Annotated in this window: 20 protein-coding genes; 10 read left to right on the top strand and 10 right to left on the bottom strand. The window is 32.5% G+C overall.

Going from position 1 to position 21,150, the window contains the following annotated elements:
- Window positions 1–142: 142 nt before the first annotated feature.
- The 6 genes from EYD46_RS08275 to EYD46_RS08250 all read left to right on the top strand — a co-directional run bounded on the left by EYD46_RS08275 (window position 143) and on the right by EYD46_RS08250 (window position 7,150).
- Window positions 143–1,144: a beta-ketoacyl-ACP synthase III gene (locus tag EYD46_RS08275; protein ID WP_130936603.1), complete on the top strand. Its 1,002-nt coding sequence runs from the start codon at window positions 143–145 to the stop codon at window positions 1,142–1,144.
- A 23-nt stretch (window positions 1,145–1,167) separates the two neighbouring features.
- Window positions 1,168–1,662, top strand: coding sequence for an acetyl-CoA carboxylase biotin carboxyl carrier protein (gene accB / locus EYD46_RS08270; RefSeq protein WP_130936602.1), 495 nt, complete (start codon window positions 1,168–1,170; stop codon window positions 1,660–1,662).
- A gap of 86 nt (window positions 1,663–1,748) precedes the next feature.
- Window positions 1,749–3,092: an acetyl-CoA carboxylase biotin carboxylase subunit gene (accC, locus tag EYD46_RS08265; protein ID WP_130936601.1), complete on the top strand. Its 1,344-nt coding sequence runs from the start codon at window positions 1,749–1,751 to the stop codon at window positions 3,090–3,092.
- A gap of 169 nt (window positions 3,093–3,261) precedes the next feature.
- On the top strand, window positions 3,262–4,374 hold the full coding sequence (locus tag EYD46_RS08260) for an NAD(P)/FAD-dependent oxidoreductase (protein ID WP_130936600.1): 1,113 nt from the start codon (window positions 3,262–3,264) through the stop codon (window positions 4,372–4,374).
- Window positions 4,375–4,416: 42 nt separating this feature from the next.
- Complete coding sequence (locus EYD46_RS08255; protein ID WP_130936599.1) at window positions 4,417–4,866, top strand: 3-oxoacyl-ACP synthase; 450 nt, start codon at window positions 4,417–4,419, stop codon at window positions 4,864–4,866.
- Between the two features lie 31 nt (window positions 4,867–4,897).
- On the top strand, window positions 4,898–7,150 hold the full coding sequence (locus EYD46_RS08250; protein ID WP_130936598.1) for an efflux RND transporter permease subunit: 2,253 nt from the start codon (window positions 4,898–4,900) through the stop codon (window positions 7,148–7,150).
- A gap of 2 nt (window positions 7,151–7,152) precedes the next feature.
- Here EYD46_RS08250 and EYD46_RS08245 read toward each other — a convergent pair whose 3' ends face one another.
- The 9 genes from EYD46_RS08245 to EYD46_RS08205 all read right to left on the bottom strand — a co-directional run bounded on the left by EYD46_RS08245 (window position 7,153) and on the right by EYD46_RS08205 (window position 15,509).
- Window positions 7,153–8,064: an ABC transporter ATP-binding protein gene (locus EYD46_RS08245; protein WP_130936597.1), complete on the bottom strand. Its 912-nt coding sequence runs from the start codon at window positions 8,062–8,064 to the stop codon at window positions 7,153–7,155.
- Window positions 8,065–8,134: 70 nt separating this feature from the next.
- Window positions 8,135–10,294, bottom strand: coding sequence for a prolyl oligopeptidase family serine peptidase (locus EYD46_RS08240; RefSeq protein WP_130936596.1), 2,160 nt, complete (start codon window positions 10,292–10,294; stop codon window positions 8,135–8,137).
- Window positions 10,295–10,590: 296 nt separating this feature from the next.
- A complete protein-coding gene (locus tag EYD46_RS08235) occupies window positions 10,591–11,580 on the bottom strand; it encodes an aspartate-semialdehyde dehydrogenase (RefSeq protein WP_130936595.1) in 990 nt (329 codons plus the stop codon).
- 136 nt (window positions 11,581–11,716) lie between these two features.
- Window positions 11,717–12,118 (bottom strand): large-conductance mechanosensitive channel protein MscL, encoded by a 402-nt coding sequence (mscL, locus tag EYD46_RS08230; RefSeq protein ID WP_130936594.1) that lies wholly within the window; start codon window positions 12,116–12,118, stop codon window positions 11,717–11,719.
- 96 nt (window positions 12,119–12,214) lie between these two features.
- Window positions 12,215–12,871, bottom strand: coding sequence for an HD domain-containing protein (locus EYD46_RS08225; RefSeq protein WP_130936593.1), 657 nt, complete (start codon window positions 12,869–12,871; stop codon window positions 12,215–12,217).
- A gap of 4 nt (window positions 12,872–12,875) precedes the next feature.
- On the bottom strand, window positions 12,876–13,112 hold the full coding sequence (locus EYD46_RS08220; protein WP_241657677.1) for a hypothetical protein: 237 nt from the start codon (window positions 13,110–13,112) through the stop codon (window positions 12,876–12,878).
- Window positions 13,113–13,232: 120 nt separating this feature from the next.
- The gene (locus EYD46_RS08215; RefSeq protein WP_130936591.1) at window positions 13,233–14,228 is read right to left on the bottom strand and encodes an acyl-ACP desaturase; all 996 of its coding nucleotides are present in this window, start codon (window positions 14,226–14,228) and stop codon (window positions 13,233–13,235) included.
- Between the two features lie 10 nt (window positions 14,229–14,238).
- Window positions 14,239–14,976 carry a lysophospholipid acyltransferase family protein gene (locus tag EYD46_RS08210; protein ID WP_130936590.1) on the bottom strand — a complete coding sequence of 246 codons (738 nt, stop codon included), beginning with the start codon at window positions 14,974–14,976 and terminating at the stop codon, window positions 14,239–14,241.
- Between the two features lie 122 nt (window positions 14,977–15,098).
- Window positions 15,099–15,509 (bottom strand): BrxA/BrxB family bacilliredoxin, encoded by a 411-nt coding sequence (locus tag EYD46_RS08205; RefSeq protein WP_130936589.1) that lies wholly within the window; start codon window positions 15,507–15,509, stop codon window positions 15,099–15,101.
- Window positions 15,510–15,721: 212 nt separating this feature from the next.
- On the opposite strand from EYD46_RS08205, the gene EYD46_RS08200 reads away from it, so the two are divergent.
- The 4 genes from EYD46_RS08200 (at window position 15,722) to EYD46_RS08185 (ending at window position 20,686) form a co-directional block, all read left to right on the top strand.
- Window positions 15,722–16,495, top strand: a complete 774-nt coding sequence (locus EYD46_RS08200; protein ID WP_130936588.1) for a TerB family tellurite resistance protein — start codon at window positions 15,722–15,724, stop codon at window positions 16,493–16,495.
- A gap of 104 nt (window positions 16,496–16,599) precedes the next feature.
- Window positions 16,600–17,139, top strand: a complete 540-nt coding sequence (locus tag EYD46_RS08195; protein WP_130936587.1) for an RNA polymerase sigma factor — start codon at window positions 16,600–16,602, stop codon at window positions 17,137–17,139.
- Between the two features lie 11 nt (window positions 17,140–17,150).
- Window positions 17,151–20,108, top strand: coding sequence for an energy transducer TonB (locus tag EYD46_RS08190; protein ID WP_130936586.1), 2,958 nt, complete (start codon window positions 17,151–17,153; stop codon window positions 20,106–20,108).
- A 125-nt stretch (window positions 20,109–20,233) separates the two neighbouring features.
- A complete protein-coding gene (locus EYD46_RS08185) occupies window positions 20,234–20,686 on the top strand; it encodes a DUF1569 domain-containing protein (RefSeq protein WP_130936585.1) in 453 nt (150 codons plus the stop codon).
- A 57-nt stretch (window positions 20,687–20,743) separates the two neighbouring features.
- Here EYD46_RS08185 and EYD46_RS08180 read toward each other — a convergent pair whose 3' ends face one another.
- Complete coding sequence (locus tag EYD46_RS08180; RefSeq protein ID WP_130936584.1) at window positions 20,744–20,974, bottom strand: hypothetical protein; 231 nt, start codon at window positions 20,972–20,974, stop codon at window positions 20,744–20,746.
- Between the last annotated feature and the right edge of the window lie 176 nt (window positions 20,975–21,150).

Here is a 21,150-nt window from a genome sequence, read left to right as displayed (position 1 = left end):
GCGTTTTTTTTATGATATGTATTTCTAAAAGGTAAAAAAGCCTTAATTTGCATTAAAATAGTTCAAAATTCCCTATTTTTCGCCAAAAATTAGCAAATTTTGATGTGTTTAGAGCGTTTTTCGTTCAAATTTATTAAAACGTATGAGTAAAATCTCAGCAGCAATTACCGCGGTAGGAGCTTATGTTCCAGAGTATGTATTAACCAATCAAATGCTTGAAACCATGGTTGATACTAATGACGAATGGATAACCACACGTACTGGAATTAAAGAACGCCGTATCTTAAAAGAAGATGGCAAAGGTACGTCTTACCTAGCTATTAAAGCAGCCCAGAATCTTATTGATAAAAAGGGGATAGACCCTAAAGATATAGAATTAGTAATAGTAGCTACAGCTACACCAGATATGAAAGCAGCTTCTACTGCATCCTATACAGCAGCTAAAATTGGAGCTACAAATGCATTTTCTTTTGATATGGATGCTGCATGTTCAAGTTTTTTATATGGAATGTCTGTAGCAGCGTCTTACATTGAATCTGGACGCTACAAAAATGTACTTTTAATAGGTGCTGATAAAATGTCTTCTCTTATTAATTACAAGGACAGAGCTACATGTATTATTTTTGGTGATGGTGCAGGTGCAGCTTTTTTTGAGCCAACTAATGAAGATGTAGGGCTTAAAGATGAATATTTAAGAAGTGATGGAACAGGACGTGAGTTTTTACAGGCGACATACGGTGGTTCAGCCTATGAATTAACACATGAAGCTTTAGATGAAGGCGGCCATTACGCATTTCAAGAAGGAAGAACAGTATTTAAAAATGCTGTATTTAATATGGCTGATGCAACGGCTAAAGTTCTAGAACGTAATAATCTAGATAAAGACTCAGTTGATTGGCTAGCAGCACATCAAGCCAATAAAAGAATTATTGATGCTACAGCACAACGTATAGATTTAGCAGAAGAAAAAGTAATGATAAATATCCATAAATATGGAAATACTACGTCTGCTACACTACCATTATTACTGAATGATTATGAATCACAACTTAAGAAAGGCGATAATGTAATATTTGCTGCTTTTGGCGGCGGATTTAATTGGGGAGCCATTTATTTAAAATGGGCCTATAACTCTAAAAACTAATCATTAATACCAATAGCTGAATTATGGATTTAAAAGAGATTCAAAACTTAATCAAGTTTGTTGCTAAATCTGGAGCAAGCGAGGTTAAATTAGAGATGGATGATGTAAAAATTACCATCAGAACAGGATCAGATAACGACGCATCTACAGTACAATATGCGCCTGTTGCTGCACCACAAATAGCGCAAGCTCCTGCTCCTATTGCAGAAATTGCTGCACCAGCAGCTGCAGAACCTGCTAAACCAGAAGAACCAGCAGCTGCAGACGATACATCAAAATATATTACAATAAAATCTCCAATTATAGGAACATTCTACAGAAAGCCATCTCCAGATAAACCTTTATTTGTTGAGGTAGGTCAAACCATTGCTGAAGGAGATGTACTTTGTATTATTGAAGCAATGAAGCTTTTCAACGAAATAGAATCGGAAGTTTCCGGTAAAGTAGTTAAAATTTTAGTTGATGATTCTTCTCCTGTAGAATTCGATCAACCACTATTTTTAGTAGATCCATCATAACCTATTAAAAATTCCAATACACAAATCTCAAAGTCCAATATTTGGAATTTGGCGATTGGAATTTGAAATTTTTAATTCAAGACGTTATGTTTAAAAAAATATTGATTGCCAATAGAGGTGAAATTGCGCTTCGCGTAATTAGAACTTGTAAAGAAATGGGAATAAAAACCGTAGCAGTATATTCTACTGCAGATGCGGAAAGCTTACATGTTAAGTTTGCTGATGAAGCCGTTTGTATAGGACCACCTTCTAGTACAGATTCATATTTAAAGATGTCTAATGTAATATCAGCGGCAGAAATAACAAATGCTGATGCGATACATCCAGGATACGGTTTCTTATCTGAAAATGCTAAGTTTTCAGAGATTTGTGAAGAACATGGTATCAAGTTCATTGGAGCTTCGGCTGAAATGATTAATAAAATGGGAGATAAAGCCAATGCAAAAGCTACAATGAAAGCAGCAGGTGTGCCTTGTGTTCCAGGAAGTGAAGGTATCATAGAATCTTATGAAGAATGTGAAAAACTAGCTGAAGAAGTTGGTTATCCAGTAATGCTTAAAGCATCAGCTGGAGGTGGAGGTAAAGGTATGCGAGGTGTATTTAAAAAAGAAGACCTTAAGGATGCTTGGGATTCAGCAAGACAAGAAAGTAAAGCAGCTTTTGGGAATGACGATATGTACATGGAAAAACTTATAGAAGAGCCAAGACATATTGAAATTCAAATTGTAGGAGATTCTCGTGGGAAAGCATGTCATTTATCAGAAAGAGATTGTTCAGTACAGCGTCGCCACCAAAAATTAACAGAGGAAGTACCTTCGCCATTTATGACGCCACAATTGCGTAAAAAAATGGGAGATGCTGCAGTAAAAGCTGCTGAGTATATTAACTACGAAGGCGCAGGAACAGTAGAATTTTTAGTAGACAAACACCGTAATTTCTACTTTATGGAAATGAATACCCGTATTCAAGTAGAGCACCCAATTACAGAGCAAGTTATTGATTTTGATTTAATTAGAGAACAAATTTTAGTAGCTGCAGGTGTGCCAATTTCAGGTAAAAATTACGATCCAAAATTACATTCCATAGAATGTCGAATAAATGCAGAAGATCCCTATAATGGGTTTAGACCTTCTCCAGGAAGAATAACTACGCTACATGCTCCAGGAGGACATGGTGTGCGTTTAGATACACATGTGTACGCAGGTTACACTATTCCGCCAAATTACGATTCTATGATAGCAAAGTTGATTACAACGGCGCAAACCAGAGAAGAAGCTATAAATAAAATGAAGCGTGCTTTAGATGAGTTTGTTATTGAAGGTATAAAAACCACAATACCATTCCATAGAGCACTTATGGATCATCCAGATTATATAGCTGGTAACTATACTACAAAGTTTATGGAAGACTTTGAAATGCCAAAAGCATAACTAAAAAACTCCGAAATTATTTTCGGAGTTTTTTTATGTTGTAATCTTAAGACTTAATTTAAGCATTGATTTTTATTTCAAATGTTTAGACTGTGCTAGGCAAAACACAAGCATTTTATCCTCAAACCTAAATCAGGTTAGATAAACATAAAGCAGTAACTTAGCACTTATGCAACTCTCTTATTGGGAAATAAAAACATGGCTATCTAATGTAGACTTTTGTATAGTTGGCAGTGGTATTGTAGGGCTTAATTGTGCTTTACAATTAAGAGAACGTTATCCAAAAGCAAAAATAATCATTTTAGAACGTGGTACATTACCACAAGGCGCGAGTACCAAAAATGCAGGATTTGCATGTTTTGGTAGCTTAAACGAAATATTAGACGATTTAAAATCCCATACAGAAGAAGAGGTGTTTCAGCTAATAAAAAAACGCGTAGAGGGTTTAAAATTATTAAGGACAGTAATTGGAGATAAACAACTAAAGTTTCAACAATTAGGAGGGTATGAGCTGTTTTTAAAAAAAGATGAAGAATTATTTAGCCATTGTAAAGCGCAAAAAAGACAGATTAACGCTTTATTTAAACCAATTTTTAAAGATGATGTCTTTAGCTTAAAAGATAATATCTTCAAGTTTAAAGCTATTCAAGAAGATTATATATTTAACCAGTTTGAAGGACAAATTGATACTGGATGTATGATGGAAGCATTACTTGAATTAGTGCAATCAAAACATATTAAGATTTTAAATACCGTAACTGTTGAAGATTTTTCAGAGGGTATAAATTCAGTAAAAATTAAAACCTGTTATTTTGAGTTTTCAGCATCTAAACTAGTAATAGCCACTAATGGTTTTGCTTCTCAACTTTTAAATGAAAGCGTCACACCTGCCCGTGCTCAAGTATTAATTACAAAACCTATTAAAAACCTTCATATAAAAGGAACATTTCATTTAGATAGAGGCTATTATTATTTTAGAAATATTGACAACAGAATTTTATTTGGAGGAGGTAGACATCTAGATTTTAAAACAGAAGAAACTTCAGAATTTGGAGAAACAAAAATCATTCAAAACACATTAGAGTCACTTTTAAAAACTATTATTCTACCAAATGATTCTTTTGAAATTGCGCACCGTTGGAGCGGTATTATGGGTGTTGGTAAACAGAAAAAAGCAATTGTAAAACAAGTATCAAATAATGTATATTGTGGTGTGCGTTTGGGAGGAATGGGTGTTGCAATTGGTAGCTTAATTGGAAAGGAATTAGCAGATTTGATATAACTAACTTTTACCATTCTAACTGGTAGACATTTCTTTTTTTAAATGATAATAAAACAACAACTATATAAACAATGCGAAGATTTTCTAAATCAGCGTTTAGAGACTATACAGCATACAATTTCTGAAATTCAAAATTCATTGTTATCTGAAACTAAAAGTTCTGCTGGAGATAAGCATGAAACAGGTAGAGCAATGCTTCAATTAGAACGAGAAAAAGCAGGAAAGCAACTGGCTGAAATTCAAAAAGTAAAGGAAACTCTTTCTAAAATTAATATTGAAAAAACTTCAGAAACTATAAGTTTAGGATGTTTGGTATACACTACAAATCTTAATTATTTTATAGCGATAAGTGCAGGAGAAATAAAATATAATAATGATAAGTTTTATGCTATTTCTGCGTCTACACCTATAGCAAAATTACTATTGTCTAAAAAAGTTGGGGAACAGGTAACATTTAGAAGCCTTAACTTTGCAATTGTTAAGATAGAATAATACTTACTTAGAATTTTATGTTATTATAACAGTGAACCGGTTACAAAGCATCATAAAAACCATTATAAAGTTTAGACTTGCAATTATAGTACTATTAGCATTATTAATGGGACTTGCCAGCTATCAAACTGCCAATAAATTGAGTATAGACAATTCTTTGTCTATTTGGTTTTTAGAAGATGATCCAAGCTATAAAGCTTATATAGATTTTCAAGAAGAATTTGGCTCTGATGAGATTTTTATAGCCATGTTTCCTGTTGAAAATGCCATTGGAGAGGTAGAACGACAAAAACTTTTACAATTACATAAACGTATAGAAGCACTTTCTTTTGTGAACACATCGTTTAGTTTAGCAAAGGCCAAATATCCTATTTATAACAGTGGTAAAATTGTTTTTGATGATTTGTATAACACGCAGCGTAGTGAAAAGGGATTAAAAAATCTATTATCAAAGTTACCTAACATAAGCACACAACTAGTATCAAAAGACTTTAAACATCAGTTTTTCTATATTCAATTAAACCCAACACCGCAAATTGAAGAGAAACGAGAAATTATTGCCAGTGAAATAAGAAATACGATAGAAAGCCTTTATAAAGATTATTTTTTAACAGGGCCACCAGTGTTAAATGAAGCCTATAGTAAAGGTATTTACAAGGAGAGTTTATTGTTTGGAGTTTTAACGGTTTTGGTTATTACTTTAATGCTATTGTTCTTGCTTCCAAGTAAACGATATTTAATTGTTTCTCTCTTATCTGTAGCTGTACCAGTATCGTTGCTATTTGGTATTATTACTTCACTAGGATTTGCATTGAATATGATATCAATGCTTATTCCCACTATTTTAATGGTATATAGTGTAAGTGATGCAGTGCATATTATAAACATATACCACAAAGAAGGACTCATTAATAAAACCTTAAATAAAGTAGAACTTCTAGCATTGGCTGTTCGTAAAAGTATAACACCATGTTTTTATACAACACTAACCACTTTTGTAGGCTATTTTGCTTTGTATTTATCACCATTACCTGCATTTAAAAATATGGGCGTTTTTACCTGTATTGGTTTAGTGTTAAGTTTTTTTCTGGTGTATATCATTACCATTATTGGGTTTAGTTTTATGAATCTCGACTTTAAAGCTACTAAACCAATTTTGTCCTTAAAAATAGTAAGCCAAACAGGCTTTATTAATTGGATTAATCGTATAACTTCTCAATATAAAACAAGCATTATTGCCGTATTTACTTTAGTGTTATTCTATGGATTGTACTCTGTTTTTAACGTAAAAATCGATACAGATTCTTTAGATCTCCTAGCTGAAGGAAAAGCAAAACAAGATTTACGAATTGTGGAAAAACAACTTAATAGCAGTTCGAGATTACAACTAGATATCTCTATGGCGGATGGTACTAGCATATTGAATAAGGAAGCGATGAAACGATTGGAAGATTTTCAAAACAAATTAGAAAATAATCCAATAATTACAGCACCAGTATCTATAGTTGATATTAAATCTTTTTTAGAGAAAAGATCTCCAGTTTTATTTCAATCTAATATTTCAGAAAAAAAGATAAGAAGCACTTTAGCTTCTGTTGAAAGTGCAGATAATAGTTTTTTTAAATTGTTTGCAGACGATTTAAGCTCAGCTGGCATTACAATTAGCCTTAGAGATATAAAAACATCTCAGCTGGAACAATTGCTTTTAGATATTGAAAGTACTTTTAAATCTACGTTTGATACCAGTAAATATCATTTAAAAATTAACGGATTTGCCGTAGTGTTTGCTCAACTCAATAAATTTATTTTAGAAACGCAGTTCAAGTCGTTTTTTGCGGCATTTTTTGTGGCCTTTTTATGTTTATGGTTTTTTATAAGAAGTTTAAAAACCACCATTTTAGTTTTAATTCCAAACGTTTTACCACTAGCCATTTTAGCTATTTTTATGAGTTTATTTGATATTCCTTTGGATGTTTCTACGGCCATGATTACACCTATTATGCTAGGTATAGCTATGGACGACACCATCCATTTAGTACACAAGTATAGAAAGAATAAAAGGATACAAGGCACAGCGGAAGAACGAATGAATAATGCTATGCATTACACTGGGAGTGCATTATTATCTACCACAATTGCTTTAGTTGGAGGGTTTTTAATTATTGCATCTAGCGCAACACCTTCAGTAAGAGATTTTGGAGCTTTATGTGCAATTACAGTGGCTATAGCATTAATTACCGATATTTTTTACCTCCCAGCACTATTAAAGAAATTTGACAAATAAATTTAGTTGTCAATTTCAAGGCAAACCGTTGTATCTTTTTTTAGTGAAGTGCTATGCTCAAAAAATATATTTTGTTTGTTTAAAACAGCTTCAATCAAATAAAATCTGCCTTTATAATACGATTGTTTTACAATTGCTTTTAAGTGAGATGTAGCTACAACTTTAAGTTGGTGTGCATAAATAATAGCACCATCAATAGTATTAAACTCTCCAAAAAATGCAGCAATTAATGGCGATTTTGGTATTTCAAATAGATCTTGAGGTACTGCATTTGCTACAATTGTGTTATGGTCTAGCACTATCATTCTATCAGCAAAACCTAGTACATCTTCTTTAGAGTGCGTTGCAATAATGCAAGTAATATTTTGCTCTTTTAAATACCTAAATACTTTGCGTCTTAAGCTTTGTTTTTTAAAATTGTCTATATGGCTAAAAGGTTCATCTAATAACAATATTTCGGGCTGTTTAGCTAAAGCTCTAGCTAAAGCCACACGTTGCTTTTGTCCTCCACTTAAAGACTTTACTTTTGTTTTTGCAAAAGCTTCTAGCTCTACCACTTTAATAAGTTCGTCTACCCGTTGTTGTGTTTCTTCAGGAAAAAATCGAGATAAGTGTTTTGCTATATTTTCTTCAACAGAGGTGTAGGGCATCAAATCGAATTCTTGTGCCACATACTTCATAAAACTATAGCCAATAACCAAATTGTATTTTGGACCTAAAATTTCTTGATCTTTCCAAAATATTTGTCCGCTATTTAAATCAAACTCTCCATAAAGTAACTTTAAAAGTGTACTTTTTCCTGAACCACTTTCCCCAATAATAGCAATATGTTCCCCTTGTTTTGCTTCAAAAGAAATATCCTTTAAAACAGGAGTTGTTTCGTATTTAAAAGAAAGGTTTTTTACGTTGAGCATAGCCTTAGCAAAAGTACTATAAAAAAATACGCTTCTTATGAGGAAACATGCTATAAATGATGCAATTTAATTAGTCTTTTAATGTTTCGCTTGCTTTATTAGGTAGTGTTTTAAACCCCATATTAAATAAAGTAAATCCAAAAATATCAGCATACTGTTCAATAGTTTTACTCACAGGAGTTCCTGCGCCATGGCCAGCATCGGTTTCAATTCGTATTAATGTTGGGTTATCTCCAGTTTGCTTGCTTTGTAATTCTGCAGCAAATTTAAAACTATGTGCAGGTACTACGCGATCGTCATGATCGCCTGTTGTAACTAAAGTAGCAGGATAGGCTACACCTTCTTTTACATTATGTACAGGAGAGTAACCTTTAAGGTATTCAAACATTTCTTTGTTATCGTTGGCAGTACCATAATCGTAAGCCCAACCAGCTCCAGCGGTAAATGTATGGTAACGCAACATATCTAAAACTCCAACAGCTGGCAGTGCTACTTTGGCTAAATCTGGACGCTGCGTCATAACCGCTCCAACTAAAAGGCCTCCGTTAGAACCACCTCTTATTGCTAAATAATCTGATGAGGTATAGTTATTTTCAATAAGATACTCCCCAGCAGCAATAAAATCATCAAATACATTTTGCTTTTGCATTTTGGTACCAGCAATATGCCATTTTTTGCCATACTCACCACCACCTCTTAAATTGGGAACAGCAAGAATACCACCTTGCTCCATCCAAACGGCATTTGTAATACTAAAAGATGGGTTTAAACTAATATTAAAACCACCATAACCATAAAGAATAGTTGGATTTTTACCATTTAATTCTAATCCTTTCTTATGAGTTATAATCATGGGTACTTTGGTACCGTCTTTTGATGTGAAAAATACTTGATTACTTTCATAGGCTTCAGTATTAAAAGCGATGGAAGGTTCCCAATATAGCTCAGATTTACCAGTCTTTAAATCAAATCTATAAATACTAGAAGGCGTATTGTAATTTGTAAACGAGTAATAATCTAGCTGCTCCTCTTTTTTTGCTCCAAAACCATTAGCATTACCAACACCAGGCAGTTCAATTTCTCTAACCAATGTTCCATTATAATCATATTGTAACACTTTAGAGATAGCATCTACCATATATTCTGTGATAAAATAACCTCCACTTGTAGATGGTAATAATACATGTTCTGTTTCAGGAATTACATCTACCCAATGTTTAGGACTAGGGTTTGATGCGTCAACGGAAACAATTTTTTTATTAGGTGCATTTAAATTGGTTACTAAAAACAGCTTACTACCAACATTATCAATAATATAAGTATCACTGTCAGTATGATCTAAAACAGTAATTAATTCACTATTAGGTTTAGATAAATCTTTGATATAAAGTTTATTACCAGAGGTGGAAACTCTCGGAGAAATAATCAGGTAGTTATCATCTTCAGTAACAGTACCATAAATATAGCGGTGCTTTTCTTCTGGTGTGCCTCCAAAAACAAGTACATCATTTTGTTGAGACGTACCTAATTTATGATAGTACACTTTGTGTTGGTCTGTTTTGGCAGATAATTCGCTACCCTTAGGTTTATCATAACTAGAATAATAAAACCCTTCATTTTTATACCAAGAGATGCCACTAAACTTTATGTCAACTAAAGTATCTTCTATAATCGTTTTACTTTCAGTATCCATGATTAGAATTTTACGCCAGTCACTTCCACCTTCTGAAATAGAATAAGCAGCAATTTTACCATTTTTAGAAAAACTCAGATTACCTAACGATGTTGTGCCATCTTCAGAAAACGTATTAGGATCTAAAAATATTGTAGCTGTATTGGGGTCTTCTCCAGTATTGTAACGATAAATTACATATTGGTTTTGCAACCCATCATTTTTATAGAAATAAGTATAATTCCCTTCAATAAAAGGCGCACTCACTTTTTCATAATTCCAAATTTTCGACAAGCGTTCTTTTAAATCTTCTCTAAATGGTATGTTATCCAAGTAGCCAAAAGTTGTTTTATTTTGTAATTTAACCCAAGCCTTGGTATCATCACTTCTATCATCTTCTAGCCACCTATAAGGGTCTTTTATGGCAACACCAAAATAAGAATCAATGGTGTCAACAGTTTTAGTTTTAGGGTAATTCACAACAATTGTTTTGTTTTGGTATTCTTTACATCCCATTATAATAATCGTTATAACTGAGATGAGTAATATTTTTTTCATCAGGTTATTTTTCCACAAAAATAGCCTATTACTTTACCTAAAAGTGTTTAGGTATTGTTAATGTTTTTTGGGCGTTACCCCACTTTAAGCGCGGTCGGGCTTTCCGTTAAAAGTTTTGCCTCGATGCGTGCCTCGGCAAAAGCTACTACTGCAATCCCTAACGCAGTCTCGTCTACTAAAAACAGCCCATAGCACTAGTTTTAGTACGTTCTATAAAGTTCAACCTAAGCAAAACATACTAAAGCAAAAAGGCTTCTAATATAGTTAGAAGCCTTTAGTACTATAAATATTAACACTTACACTAAATTATTCTCAATTAAATATTCTGCAATTTGTACAGTATTTGTAGCAGCACCTTTACGTAAGTTATCAGCAACAATCCACATATTTAGAGTATTAGGTTGTGTTTCATCACGACGAATACGCCCAACAAAAACCTCATCCTTTTCATGTGCAAAAATAGGCATTGGATAGCTGTTGTTTGCTGTATCATCTTGAACAACAACTCCAGGAGTGTCACTTAATAATTGACGTACTTCAGCTAAATCAAAATCATTTTCAAACTCTACATTTACAGATTCAGAATGCCCACCAGCTGTTGGAATTCTAACTGCAGTAGCAGATACAGAAAACGTTCTATCATTCATTATTTTTTGTGGCTCTCTAGCCAACTTCATTTCTTCTTTAGTATAACCGTTATCCTCAAAAACATCACAATGAGGCAAAGCATTTCTACCTATAGGATAAGGATAAGCCATTTCGCCTTCAACACCAGCAATTTCATTTTCTAATTGACGAACAGCTTTTACTCCAGTACCAGAAACAGATTGATAAGTTGATACTACAACGCGTTTCATTTTGTATTTTTTGTGTAACGGATTTAACGCCATAACCATCTGTATTGTAGAACAATTAGGGTTGGCTATAATTTTATCGTCTTTGGTTAACTCATGAGCATTAATTTCTGGAACTACTAATTTCTTAGAAGGATCCATTCTCCAAGCCGAAGAATTATCAACAACAGTAGTACCAGCTTCAGCAAACTTTGGAGCCCATTCTAACGACGTACCACCACCAGCTGAAAACAATGCTATGTCTGGTTGCATTGCAACAGCAGTCTCTAAACCAACAACGGTATAATCGTTTCCATTGTATGTTAGAGTTTTACCAACTGAGCGCTCAGACGCTACAGGGATTAATTCTGTTACAGGAAAATTACGTTCTGCAAGAACTTTTAACATCACTTCTCCCACCATACCAGTGGCACCAACTACAGCTACTTTCATCTGTTTAAAATTTTTAATAAATGCGTCCGCAAAACTAAGTATTAATTACAATTCTCAATACAAAAAAAGCCCTCATTTTAAGAAAATAAGGGCTTTTTAACAACAAATAACAGGTTGTTATTTAATTAACATATTGTTATTTTTTAAGAGCATCTCTAATTTCCATTAGTAATTCTTCTTGAGTTGGTCCTGCTGGTTCTTCTGGAGCAGGTTCCTCTTTTTTCTTCATATTATTAATACCTTTTACAAGTAAAAACATTACAAAAGCAACAATGATAAAGTCTAATACGTTAGTTAAAAATGTACCATATTCTAACCAAACTTCTCCTACCATCTTGCCTGCTTCATCAGCAACGCCATCTCTTAATTTCATACGTAAAGTTTTAAAGTCAGTATCGAATAATAATCCAATTAATGGTGATACTATACCTCCAGTAAATGAAGTTACTACTTCTTTAAAGGCAGCACCCATTACAAAACCAACTGCAATGTCTACAAGGTTACCCTTCATTGCAAATTCTTTGAATTCTTTTAACATAATTTCTGATTATTAGTTAGTGAATAGCTAAAATAATAAAAAAGACAAACATTAACATAAGTTAATTTTTGATCTCAATGAAATCAATTAATAGTACTATACCTTTCCTTCCCATTCAGAATAAAACTGCTTTAGGTATAATTCCATAAATTGATGCCGCTGTTTTGCCAATGCTTTACCTGTTTCTGTATTCATTTTATCTTTAAGCAGTAGTAGTTTTTCGTAAAAGTGATTAATGGTAGGAGCTGTTGAAGATTTATATGCTTCTTTTGTCATATTTAAATTAGGTTTTATTTCAGGATCGTAAATTGCCCTGTTTTTAAAACCACCGTAATTAAAGGTTCGCGCTATGCCAATGGCACCTATGGCATCTAACCTGTCTGCATCTTGTACCACATCTAACTCTTTTGATGAGAATTTTTTCTCTCCACCCAAACTGGATTTAAAAGATATATTTTCTATAATGGCAATAACATGTTCAATTACTGTAGAGTCCACATTCATTTTAAACAAAAAATCCCTTGCAATTTTAGGGCCTACAGTTTCATCGCCATTATGAAACTTACTATCGGCAATATCGTGTAATAATGCGCCTAATGAAACAATAAATAGATCTACAGACTCTGTTTTGGCAATTAATAAACTGTTTTTGTATACACGCTGAATATGAAACCAATCATGACCACCTTCAGCATTTTTAAGCGTCTCTTTTACGAAGGCCATGGTTTTGTTTATGATATCTTTCGAGCTCATAACATTATAATTCTTCTAGAACTGAATGACCTTTTGACTTGTCTCCCGAAGTCCATTCCCAACTTTCATAAAGCTTAATTTTTCCATTTGAGGTAATTTCAGGTTTGGAAACACAAATACCAGTCATTAAATCTCCATTTTTATTAATCTGATGATACCTTATATGTATTGTACCATCATCATCAACCAAACCAATAAGATGTCCTTTAATAATATTACCACCTGTGTAGTTTGAAGTCAATATGTTTTGATGTTGTTTATACAAAAAAATTGTTTCAGAAGTAGTTTCACTATTCTCTGAACTAGAAATTGGCTTAAATTTTTTGTTATGGTAATTAATCAACTTAAAAATAAAAATGATTTATTTAATAACAGCAGGTGCTACCCACTTAAACTCATAAGAATTCTCAGGAACCTTAATACGCTCAGATAATCGATACATTCTAGATGGTAATTTCATGAGATAATCTCGTGCTTTTTCAGCTTCCTCCGAAAGGTTAGTGATTTTATCAATTTGCCAACGATCAATTAACTTTTGTAAAATATCTACATAATCAGTTGATGTATACACCCCAATGCGTTGAGCGGTATTGGAAAACTCTTCGAAAGCTGTACTTATTTTTCCCCCAGATTCTCTTAAAAAATGAGCTGGCATGGTAATTTTTTGTTTCATCATGTAATGAAAAGCCATCATCATTTGGCTAGGATCTACTTTAAAAATACGTTCTACAAATTCAGAATAAGCGTGGTGATGGCGCATTTCGTCTCCTGAAATAATCTGACACATTTTTGCTAAACGTTTGTTTCCTGTTTTTTTAGCAATTTTAGCTACACGATTGTGTGAGATGTATGTTGCTAATTCTTGAAAACTTGTATATACAAAGTTCTTATATGGGTCTCTATCAGTTCCAATATCAAAACCGTCAGCAATTAAATACTGTGTGGTTTTTTCAATTTCTTTCATATTTACGCGACCTGATAAATACAAGTATTTGTTTAATACATCCCCATGACGATTTTCTTCGGCAGTCCAATGCTTTACCCATTTACTCCATGCATTGCCACCGTTTTCAACTTGATCTACACCTTCTACATCCATCAACCACGATTCGTAAGTAGGTAAAGCCTCTTCAGTAATCATATCTCCAACCAATACTACCCAAAAATCATAAGGTAATTCTTTAGCAAGTTCTTGAATTTCATGTATTTCATCAAAAAAGGTATCGGTTTCTGCGTTAGGTAAAAAATCAGTAGGTTGCCAAATTTTATCTATAGGTATAAGGTATTTTTCCATTAAGGAAGCAACATCTTTTTCTAAGAATTGCATCACTTCCAATCTTACATTTTTCAACGACATTTATATATGTTTAAGGATGAATATGGGCTTTAATTGTGCTTTCAACACGTTTAATAAGCTCTTGTTTATCTGCAAAGGTAGCCAATTCTATAGGCTCATGAACTGTAAATTTAATATGAGTGCCTAATCCCATAGGAAATGAACCATATCTTTGCATTTTCCATGAATTATTTATTGAGATAGGGACAACCAATGCAGATGGTGTTTTTTTAAATAAAATCTCTAAACCTTTGGTTTGAAATGGTTTGGGTGTGCCATTTTTACTACGAGTACCTTCAGGAAAAATTACCGCCGCACGTTTGTTGTTTTCTATATATTCACCAAACTTCATAATAGCAGGTAAGGATTGTCTTGGGTTTTTCCTATCAATTAATACTGAGCCACCATGACGTAAGTTATATGAAACACTTGGAATCCCCTTACCTAATTCAATTTTACTAATAAACTTAGTATGATGCTTTCGCATAAACCACATAATTGGCGAAATATCATATAAGCTTTGATGATTAGCTATAATAATTAAAGGTTTATCTGTAGGTATGTTATGTGGGTTTTTAAATGAGAAACGTGTGCCTAAAATATTGGCACATCTTAATAGAAAAAATTGAAGAGCATCAACGCTTACTTTATGGGCTTGATACCCAAAAATATTAAAGCAAACCCATTGAATAGGATGAAAAACCACCAATGTTAATCCAAAAAACAAATAGTAAACTACGGATATAGGATATGAAAGCAATTTTTGCATGGACCAAAATTAGTGTAATATGATATAAGGACATAAAAAAACCACAAAAAACGTGGTTTCAAAATTTTTTAGAGTCGAGAGCTCCCCCTCTCTTTTTTAAGAGAGGGTTAGGAGAGAGATTTTTAACAATGCTCGTTATAGGCATCCATTAAATTTTCCGCTATCAATTCTGCTGGTCTCCCTTCAATATGATGGCGCTCCAACATGTGTACTAATTCTCCATCTTTAAATAACGCCATACAAGGTGAACTTGGAGGAAATGGAATCATATATTCTCTTGCTTTTTCAACAGCTTCTCTGTCAACACCTGCAAACACTGTTGTAATATTCTCAGGACGTTTAGCATTTTGTAAACTCATTCTTGCTCCTGGTCTTGCATTGGCTGCTGCACAACCGCAAACTGAATTTACTACTACTAAAGTTGTACCTTCTTTTGCTAAAGCAACATCAACAGCTTCGGCAGTTTGTAACTCTTCAAAACCAACATTGGTTAAATCCTCTCGCATTGGTTTTACTAATTCTGCTGGATACATATTTTTAAATTTTAATAATTAACATTTTTTGGAGTTGCAAAGATACCAATTGTGTAACAAAATTAGGAATCAATCAACTAACAAATATTATATTTACGCTGAAAGTTAACATTTTATTAAGTTAGGCAGCGTGAACCTATCATTACATATTTCTTCTTTTAAAAGAAGGATTTTGTTTGTAGGTTTGGTCATAATTAAAATCTATTTCTTACATGAGTTTTTCAAAATGGATAGGAGGTGCTTTAGGATGGTCTTTTGGAGGCCCCATTGGTGCCATAATTGGGTTGGCAATTGGTAGTGTTATTGATTCTATGGCAGATAATGGTCAACCATTATTAGGAGACCAACAAAAAAGAAGAAGAGGCAGGACTACATATAGAACCCAGCCAAGGCAGCGTCCACAAACCCAATCTGGCGATTTTGAAGTGAGTTTATTAGTATTAGCTTCAGTTATTATAAAGGCTGATGGTGTTCAAGATCAACGTGAATTGGATTATGTACGCAAGCAATTTGTTAACATGTACGGTAAAGATCGTGCAAATCACGCGTTTAAATTGTTTAAAGGTATTAGTAAGCAGAATATTTCTATTCGCCCTGTGTGTTTACAGATTAAATCTATGATGGATCATCCGTCTAGATTGCAGTTAATACATTTTCTATTTGGCATTGCAAAAGCCGATGGTACTGTAACTCAGGATGAGGAACGACAAATCTATACTATAGCTGGATATTTAGGTATTAGCTCTAGAGATTACGAGAGTATTAAAGCCATGTTTTATAGTAGTAAAGACAATGCGTATAAGATTTTAGAAATTGATAAAGATGCATCTGTAGATGAAATTAAAAAGGCCTATCGAAAAATGGCTAAAAAATACCATCCAGATAGATTGGTGCATTTAGGTAAAGAACATCAAGCTGGTGCTGAAGAAAAATTCAGGCAAGTACAAGAAGCTTATGAGCAGTTGCAGAAGGAACTGCGGTTTTAGGTTTTTAGTTATTCCCGCGAAAGCGCAATCCACTTAGTTTTAAAATTATTTTATTTTCTGGGAGACCTTTTTGCAATATTACCATTAAGTAATAAAGTAGTTTTATGAACGATCAAAATATCCTAGAACTTTTTAAGCAGGGGCAACGCGAAAAAGCTTTTAGTAGGTTATATAGCTTATATCCTAAAATTGAAGTCTTAGTTCTTTCTAAAGGAGGGCAAAAACAAGATGCTTCTGATGTGTTTCAGGAAGCTTTAATCATTCTTAACAGAAATCTGGAAAAGTCAGATTTTAAACTTACATCATCATTTTACACCTATTTATATTCGGTATCTCGATTTATTTGGAAGGATACCCAAAAGAAATTTTCAAAACAAGAACTTCACGATTTAAATACTGTTGAGATTGAACACTTCCATAACGTTTTAGAGGAGAAGAAGTACCAACAAGCAGAACATGCATTTCTCGAATTAGGGAAACGATGTCAAGAACTTTTACAACTGTTTTATCTCAAGGCTATGTCTTTTAAGGAGATAGCCCTTAAGATGCAATTCAAATCCGAAAAGGTTGCAAAAAACCAGAAGTACAAGTGCTTATTAAAAGCAAAAGACATCTATCAATCTCGTAAAACAGTTCAATCTTAATTCTTGAAGTCATGGAAAATCAAATTGAAAATATAGAATTAATCAATAATTATTTAAATAAAAATCTTTCAGGAAAAGACTTAGTAGATTTTGAAAACCGATTAAAAAAGGATAATGAATTTAGAGCCTTATATGATGAACATGTAATTATTCTTGAAGGTATAAAAAGGCAAAGAATTAAGACCGAAATTAAATTAGGTAAACAACGGTATTTGCAAACTAAATGGTTACGCTATTTAGGTTTTGGGAGCTTAATTGTGGTTTTAATTATTGTTTGTTTGAATCTTTTTAAATCAGAAGAAAACGATTTTAAAAATAAATTAAATTTTGAATCTGAATTCCTGCAAGAAATCAAAGTTCCTATAGATTCAATTATTGAAGTAAAAGGAGATAAAGGCACTGTTTTGCGATTCAATCCTGATGATTTAGAAACAAAATCTGGTAAAGCATTATCAAATGATAGCTTAATCATTGAACTCATTGAACTTACCTCAAAACAAGATTTACTTTTAGCAAATGCCCAAACCGTTTCTAAGGATAAATGGTTAATATCTGGAGGTGCTTTTAAAATTGATATCAAACAAGGTAATAGCACTTTGGTTTTGAAAGAAAGAAAAACCATTGATTTAATTTTCCCTAAAAGTACTAATGAAGGTGGAATGGAATTGTTTTATGGGAAACGAGACGTTATTGGGGATATGAATTGGAGTAAAGCTGATTTAAAAATACAAGAAAACCCTTTTGTGATTTTATATGAAGAAGGCTTTGTTTTTAATACAACTTTGACTAAGAAGTATGGAGGGGTAGAAACTTTCAAAAGTATAAACGTAATAGATACTTTAGGTTTTTTAAGTTTAGAGAAGCTAAGAGATAGATTCAATAAAATTAATTTTCAAAATAAAAATACTGACACTATAAGGTTAATTAAGGAAACAGTACACATAATAGATGAAGAATATGATTGCGAATTCAAATGGTTACATAAGGATAGAACCTTTAAAGTGAAAATTTTAGATTCTTTGTATTACAAGAAAGAGATAGTCATTGACTCTGTTTTAATCGATTTAGATGTTAATATTGTTTCGGAATGTAGAGAATTAATAGGAGAAGTTACTAAACAAGTTAAAGCTGTTGAATTAAAAGGGGAGGAACTAATTTCAAAAGCTGATTATATAAAATTTCAAGAAGAGTATTTGAATTATCGTGAATCAATAGACACGATTCAGGAGATTATTTCAACAGAGTTATATAGATCAATAAGACTATCAAAATTAGGTTGGATAAACATTGATAAATTTACGAGCGATGAGGTAAAAGTGAAGGTTGCATTACACTCTAACATTGATGCAGATTATGAACAACTGTATCTTGTAGATCAAAACAACAACACTATTTTAAATGTTTATGACAATAGTATTGATTTACCAGTAAACAGGAGTTTCCATTTGATTGGAATAGCGCAAAAAGGAAAAACTATTTATGGTTATAAGAAAGAAGTTAGGTTTGACAAAAATGGCAGTTTCCAAATAAACTATAAGAAGATTGAAGAGTCTCAAATAAAATCACTTTTAATAATTGATGAAATTGAAGTAAAAGAAAACAAGATAAAACCTGAAAAAATAATAACAGAAAGCCTTAAAGGAAAAAAAGATATTACAAAAAAAGAGGTAAAATCTAAAAGCAATATTATAGTAACTATTCCAAAAAAGGCACCTGAAACTATAAGAATTAATACTAGTAAAGACACTAGTATAGTGTTTAAAGAAGGCACAAAACTTATAATAAAGGCAAACTCTTTTATTGATGATGTTGGTACTAAAATAGTTGGAAATGTTGATATAAAAGTGACGGAATATTATAAACTGTCGGATATCTTATTAGCTAACTTAAATACACATTGCAATGATCAATTGTTAGAAACAGGAGGCATGCTCTATATAGAAGCTATGCAAGATGATAAAAAGTTACAAGTTGCCAACACAAAACCAATAGAAATTTCATTTGCCGATAAAAAGAAAAACATGCAATTATTCTATGGGGAATTGGAAAATGAAATCATTAACTGGAAACCTCAACAAGAAACAGAAGTAGTTACAGAAGATATTCAAGTAACACCAAATGAAAACGATGTAGAGGTGCCATTCTATGAGATAGAAGAACCACCTATTTATCCAGGTTGCGAAGGCTTAAGCAAAAACAAAGCAAAGAAATGTTTTAAAGATGCTGTAGATAAGTTTATTAGAAAAAATTTCAATACTAAAATCGCTAATGATTTAAGGTTGAAAGGATTGCAAAGGATTACAGGGGGTTTTAAAATTAATAGAGATGGAGACATAGTAGACATTCGTGCGAGAAGTAAGAACCCTTATTTAGAAATAGAAGCCGAAAGAGTTATTGGTTTGTTACCAAAGATGACCCCCGGTAAGCAAAGAGGTAAAGTTGTTTCAGTAGGGTATACTCTACCAATTAGAATTCTAGTTGATGGAGAAACAATAGCAGGTTCTTCAACCAACAATTCAAAGCAGGATACTGTAACTATTCCAGACTACATAAAAAACACACTAAAAAACAGAGATACAAGAAATATCTCTGTATCTGAGGCAAACAACTATGTTTTAAGCACGTCAAACTTAGGTTGGATAAACTGTGATAGGTTCGTTAGAGTAAAAGACAAAATAAAATATAAGCTTAAAATTAATGATGCTGATGGAGAAATAAAGTTAAGTATGATTTTTAAGTCTTGGAAATCGGTATTACCGAGTTGGAGGTTTGGTGATGAATTTGATTTTAAAACAGTTCCTAACAATGAAGAAGTAGTAATAGTAGCCATAAAAAAGTTGGAAAGAAAATTGTATTTTGATGTGTTGTCTACTAAAACAGTTGAAAACCCAGATATTGAGTTTAGTTTTAAGGAGATGGATATAGAACTACTAAAGCAAGAATTAAGGAAGCTAGATATAATGTTTTAGGTCTTTTTTCAGTCAAAAAATCCACTATCTGCATTATTTAAGTCGTAAAGCCCCATTTTAATGCTTTCAAAGTAAAACTAAAATGAATAACTTGCGGGAAGCAAAAATTCATCAATCATAAAATTATGAAAAATATTTTCGAAACAAACGTTACTAATGAGGTTATAAAACGTATTAATACGTTAGAGTCTTCTACAAAACCTCAATGGGGGAAAATGAGTGTAGATCAAATGTTAGCGCACTGTAATGTAACTTATGAAATGGCTTATGAAGACAAACATAAAAAACCAAATGGGTTCACTAAGTTGATGCTAAAACTATTTGTGAAAAAGACTGTGGTAAACGAAAAACCATATAAGAGAAATGGTAGAACAGCACCGCAATTTTTGGTAACTGATGCAAAGGATTTTGAAGAAGAGAAAAACCGATTAATTGGTTATATAGAGAAAACTAAAAATTTAGGAGCAGATTATTTTAATGGAAGGGACTCACACTCTTTTGGAAAGTTAACTAAACAAGAATGGAATAACATGTTTTATAAACATTTAGATCATCATTTAACACAATTTGGAGTATAAAAAAGCCAGCTAAGTGAGAGATTAGCTGGCTCTGAGGGATTGTTGTTGATAATTATATTATTTGCTTTTGTAAATCTTAGTTGTAGTACCTTTATCAAATATCATAACTAATACATCATCAGCATTCATATAGACAGATTTTAATGTCCATCCTTCTTCTTTAGAAGATTCTAATAAACACTTTCTTACATCTGGATTATAAAGGTTTAAATCAGTATTAATAATATCATCAGCATTTACACTAATAGATAACAAAATCATTACGCTGGCTAGTAAAATTCTTTTCATAATAGGGTCTTTTCTTAGGGTTATTAATTGAGTACAAGTTTACCGCAGATATTAATAATTCTTAAAATTATTAGGTAACATTATAGTATTAAACGTTTAATTACATTGCTTTACTACGAAAAGCAAATTTTTTCGATTAGTAACCTATGGAAAATTGATAATTTAAAGAGGTTAGA

Source organism: Hyunsoonleella pacifica, from assembly GCF_004310335.1.
Taxonomy (GTDB): domain Bacteria; phylum Bacteroidota; class Bacteroidia; order Flavobacteriales; family Flavobacteriaceae; genus Jejuia; species Jejuia pacifica.
The sequence above is the reverse complement of the archived record's forward strand: the minus strand, read 5'-3'. Positions and strand labels throughout refer to the sequence as shown.